Raw genomic sequence first — 4,850 nt, 5'->3', positions numbered from 1 at the left:
CGCCGTGCGGAGGGACTGTCGGGTGACGCCGGTCGTCAGGCGGCCGGCGGCGGCGTCGTCGCGCCACCGCTCCCGGGCGTGCCGTCGTCCTTGTGACCGATCCGGTCGATGGCTTCCTTCGCCTTGCCCGTACCGGACTGGATCTTGTCGCTGTACTTGCCCTTGGTCTTCTCGTCGACGAACCTGCCGGCCTTGTCCAGGCCGTGGTCGATCTTCTCGCCGTGCTGCTGTGCGAGGTCGGCGACCTTGTCCTTGGCCGGGGCGAGCTTGGCCTTCAGCGAATCCAGGAGACTCATGGGGCGCCTTCCCTCCGTGGGCCTCGGGGGCCCGTGTTCCGTGTCCTGCCGGTCCGTGTCCTACCGACGGGCGCCCTCGCCCGCCTCGACCGCGTCCCGCCTCATGCGGTGAAACATTGCAAAAACGCCCATATCCACTCCATAGCGTACTTGGACGGAACGGGCTCCGTGGTGATCGACGGTGATCGACGGCCGAAACCCCGCCCCGGGCGACGAGGCCGCACGGGGCCCGTCACGCAGTTCGTTCGGGGCAGGGCGGGAGGTTTGCGAGACTGGGACGGTGAGAAGTGCAGCTCCCGCCCCGCGGGTCATCGCCGTCGTCGGCCCCACAGCGGCCGGAAAGTCCGATCTGGGTGTATTCCTGGCCCAGCAGCTCGGCGGCGAGGTCGTCAACGCCGACTCGATGCAGCTGTACCGGGGGATGGACATCGGGACCGCCAAGCTGACGCCGGAGGAGCGCGGCGGCATCCCGCACCACCTCCTCGACATCTGGGACGTGACCGAGGCGGCCAGCGTCGCCGAATACCAGCGGCTCGCCCGCGCCGAGATCGACCGGCTGCTCGCCGCCGGCCGCACCCCGGTCCTCGTCGGCGGTTCGGGACTGTACGTACGGGGGGCCGTCGACGCCCTGGAGTTCCCCGGCACCGACCCCGCCGTCCGGGCCCGCCTGGAGGCTGAGCTGGAGGAGCGCGGTTCCGGCGTCCTGCACGCCCGGCTCGCCGGCGCCGACCCGGAGGCGGCCCGCGCGATCCTGCCCAGCAACGGCCGCCGCATCGTCCGCGCCCTCGAGGTGATCGAGATCACCGGCAAGCCCTTCACCGCCAACCTCCCGGGGCCCGACTCCGTCTACGACACCGTCCAGATCGGCGTCGACGTGGCCCGCCCCGAGCTCGACGAGCGGATCACCACGCGCGTGGACCGGATGTGGGAGGCCGGCCTCGTCGACGAAGTGCGCGCCCTGGAGGCGCAGGGGTTGCGCGAGGGGCGCACGGCGGCCCGCGCGCTCGGCTACCAGCAGGTGCTCGCGGCGCTCGCGGGGGAGTGCACCGAGGACGAGGCGCGCGCCGAGACCGTGCGCGCCACGAAGCGCTTCGCGCGCCGCCAGGACTCGTGGTTCCGCCGCGACCCGCGCGTGCACTGGCTCAGTGGAGCCGCCGATCACCGCGGGGAACTCCCGCGGGAGGCGCTGTCGTTGGTCGAACGAGCGGTTACAGCCTGATCACGTGATGGCATCGGGACGCACTGCCCGTCATTTCGGCGGTCATGAGCGTGCCATCATCGAGCATCGATCGACCAAGTGAAGTCCGAGTGGGGAGGGCGCGTGGCGATGGAGGCCGGCCCTCGCGACAGAGAGCAGCACGAGGCGGCCCTGGGTGACCCGACGGCGGATCCGTCGGGCGACACACCGGGCCATCCGACGGACGACGCCCCCCTCGGGACCCCGGGGCTGACCCCGGACGGTCCTGACGACGCGGTGGGCACCGCCGTCGAGGTCGACGCCGACGAGGTCGAGGTCGAGCTGCGCCCGCAGCGCCGGCTGCGGATCTGGCAGCTCGCCCCGATCGTGGGCCTGGCGGCCGTCGGCTCGCTGATGTTCGCGTTCCCGCTCGCCTTCGGTTCGGGGGACGGCGGCGCCGTCGTCGCCATGCTCGGTCTTCTGATCAGCTCCTGCGCGGCGGGCTGGGGCATGATGGCCGCCCGCAAGGTCGGCTACACCTGGCCGGGACTCCCGCAGCGCGGCTCGGGCGAGCGCCCGGACTGGCGCTTCCTCGCGTTGTACGTGTCGACGATCGCGGCCCTGGTCGCCCTGGCGGTCTGGCGCGTCGCCCGCCTGCGCTGAACCACCACCCGGGCCCGCCCGTCCGGCGCGCCGTACGGCCCCGCGCCCGTCCGGTGGGCCGCGCGGACCCGAGTCCGTCCGGTGCTCCTCGCGGACCGGAGCCCGTCCGGTGCGCTGTACGGCCCCGAGCCCGTCCGGTGCGCCTCGCGGACACGCGCCCGCACGGAGCGCAGCCTGGTCCCGCGCGGAGATGGTCGGCGCCCGTACGGGACGCGGCCCCGCCTCGCACGGAAGCGACCGTCACCCGCGCAGGGCCCGGCCCGGCCGCGTACGGGACAGGGTCCTCGCCGGACGGAGCCGGGCGCCCCGTACGAAGCCCGGCCCGGTCCCCCGCGGAGCGGGGCCCGCGGGGGAGGGGCCCGAGCGGGCCCGCGTCGGTGGGACCGGCCCGTGGACAGGTCGGGCAGGGTGCCGGGCCCGGCCCGTACAGTTGATCGCGTGACCAGCACGCAGACCTCGCCGACCTCGCCGCTCCCCTTCCTCAAGGGCCACGGCACCGAGAACGACTTCGTGATCGTCCCCGACGCGGAGAACGCCGTCGACCTGCCGCCCGCCCTCGTGGCGCGGCTCTGCGACCGGCGGGCCGGCATCGGGGGCGACGGGCTGCTGCACGTCGTGCGCAGCGCCGCCCACCCCGACGCCCGCCACCTGGCCGACGAGGCCGAGTGGTTCATGGACTACCGCAACGCCGACGGCTCGGTCGCCGAGATGTGCGGGAACGGGGTCCGGGTCTTCGCCCGCTACCTGGAGCACGCGGGCCACGTCACCACCGGCGAGGTCGCCGTCGCCACCCGCGGCGGCGTCAAGTACGTCCACCTGGACAAGGACGGCTCCGTCACCGTCGCCATGGGCCGAGCGGCGCTCCCGGAGGACGGCGTCACCGTCACCGTCGACGGCCGCAGCTGGCCCGCCCGCAACGTGAACATGGGCAACCCGCACGCGGTCGCCTTCGTCGAGGACCTCGCCCACGCGGGGAACCTGTACGACGAGCCGCCGTACGAGCCCGCGGCGGTCTACCCGGACGGGGTGAACATCGAGTTCGTCGCCGACCGCGGCCCCCGCCACGTCGCGATGCGCGTCCACGAGCGCGGCGCCGCCGAGACCCGCTCCTGCGGCACCGGCGCGTGCGCCGTCGCCGTCGCCACCGCCCGCCGGGACGGCGTCGACCCCGCCGAGACCGGCACCCCCGTCACGTACACCGTGGACGTCCTCGGCGGGACCCTGGTCATCACCGAGCACCCCGACGGCCGGATCGACATGACGGGACCCGCCGTCATCGTCGCCGAGGGCACCGTCGACCCGGCCTGGCTGACGGCCGACGCATGATCGCGCGCGACGGAATCGAAACTGTCAACGACTGATCTGTCCCTCGAATGGGTGATCCGATTCACGCTGAGCGAGAGCGTGACTGCGCCACGTGGTGGGGTCGGTAGCATCAAGCACCGGCCCCCCGGGCACGCCTGGCCCGCCCACCGCCGGTCGACGTTGCCGGAGGTGCCCCATGAGCGCAGAGGCCACCAACCCCGAGGCCGCCCCCACCGATGTGGCCGTCCGCAGACGCGGACGCGCCCGGATCGACCTGCGCCGCCTCGGCCGCGCCGCCCTGCTGAACGCCACCGCGGGACCGGCGCCCCGTGACCGGCTGCCCGATGCCATCGGCCATGTGGCGGAGGCGCACCGCGCCCACCATCCCGAGGCCGACCTGACGGTGCTCGGCCGGGCGTACGCCCTCGCCGAGTCCTCGCACCGCGGCCAGTTCCGCAAGAGCGGCGAGCCGTACATCACCCACCCGCTCGCCGTCACCCTCATCCTCGCCGAACTCGGCGCGGAGACCACCACCCTGACCGCCTCCCTCCTCCACGACACCGTCGAGGACACCGAGGTGACGCTCGATCAGGTGCGCCGCGAGTTCGGCGACGAGGTCGCCTACCTCGTCGACGGCGTCACCAAGGTCGAGAAGATCGACTACGGCGCCGCCGCCGAGCCCGAGACCTTCCGCAAGATGCTCGTCGCCACCGGCAGCGACGTCCGCGTCATGTCGATCAAGCTCGCCGACCGCCTCCACAACATGCGCACCCTCGGCGTGATGCGCCCCGAGAAACAGGCCAGGATCGCCAAGGTCACCCGGGACGTCCTCATCCCGCTCGCCGAGCGGCTCGGCGTCCAGGCCCTCAAGACCGAGCTGGAGGACCTGGTCTTCGCGATCCTCCACCCCGAGGAGTACGAGACCACCCGCGCGCTCATCGCGGACAACCCCGGCGCCGCCGACGAGCTCGGCGCCTTCGCCGAGCAGGTCACCGCCGTCCTGCGCGAGGCCGGCATCGGCGCCGAGGTCCTCGTCCGCCCCCGGCACTTCGTCTCCGTCCACCGCGTCCGCCTCAAGCGCGGCGAGCTGCGCGGCTGCGACTTCGGACGGCTCCTCGTCCTCGTCGCCGAGGACGCCGACTGCTACGCGGTCCTCGGCGAGCTCCACACCTGTTTCACCCCGGTGATCTCCGAGTTCAAGGACTTCATCGCGGCCCCCAAGTTCAACCTGTACCAGTCCCTGCACACCGCGATCGCCGCCCCCGACGGCGCCGTCGCCGAGGTCCTCATCCGCACCCACCGGATGCACAAGGTCGCCGAGGCCGGAGTCGTCGCCCTCGGCAACCCCCACGTGGGCCAGGAGCCGGACGGCTCCCTCCAGGGGAGTGACGACGGCGCCGTCGGGGGCG

At 73.4% G+C, this 4,850-nt stretch carries 5 protein-coding genes; 4 read left to right on the top strand and 1 reads right to left on the bottom strand.

Going from position 1 to position 4,850, the window contains the following annotated elements:
* Window positions 1-35: 35 nt before the first annotated feature.
* Entirely contained in the window at window positions 36-296 is a 261-nt protein-coding gene (locus tag CCN56_RS37865) for an antitoxin (RefSeq protein WP_086832212.1), read from the bottom strand.
* A 280-nt stretch (window positions 297-576) separates the two neighbouring features.
* Here CCN56_RS37865 and miaA point away from each other — a divergent pair, with 280 nt between their 5' ends.
* The 4 genes from miaA to CCN56_RS37845 form a co-directional block, all read left to right on the top strand.
* A complete protein-coding gene (miaA, locus tag CCN56_RS37860) occupies window positions 577-1,515 on the top strand; it encodes a tRNA (adenosine(37)-N6)-dimethylallyltransferase MiaA (RefSeq protein WP_086832211.1) in 939 nt (312 codons plus the stop codon).
* Window positions 1,516-1,623: 108 nt separating this feature from the next.
* Window positions 1,624-2,136, top strand: a complete 513-nt coding sequence (locus tag CCN56_RS37855) for a hypothetical protein (protein ID WP_179200138.1) — start codon at window positions 1,624-1,626, stop codon at window positions 2,134-2,136.
* Window positions 2,137-2,574: 438 nt separating this feature from the next.
* Entirely contained in the window at window positions 2,575-3,462 is an 888-nt protein-coding gene (gene dapF, locus CCN56_RS37850) for a diaminopimelate epimerase (RefSeq protein ID WP_086832210.1), read from the top strand.
* Window positions 3,463-3,637: 175 nt separating this feature from the next.
* The coding region (locus tag CCN56_RS37845) for an HD domain-containing protein (protein WP_179200137.1) at window positions 3,638-4,850 on the top strand (1,213 nt) is incomplete at its 3' end.

It is taken from the genome of Streptomyces sp. NRRL B-24572 (genome assembly GCF_002156145.1).
GTDB classification, from domain to species: Bacteria; Actinomycetota; Actinomycetes; order Streptomycetales; family Streptomycetaceae; genus Streptomyces; species Streptomyces vietnamensis.
Note: the sequence above shows the minus strand (reverse complement) of the source record. Positions and strands in the feature narration are given on the sequence as shown.

Excerpts from the sequence above, each read along its gene's own strand:
- CCN56_RS37855 (WP_179200138.1), top strand. The coding sequence starts at position 1,624 with ATGGAGGCCGGCCCTCGCGACAGAGAGCAGCACGAGGCGGCCCTGGGT.
- CCN56_RS37865 (WP_086832212.1), bottom strand. The coding sequence starts at position 296 with ATGAGTCTCCTGGATTCGCTGAAGGCCAAGCTCGCCCCGGCCAAGGAC.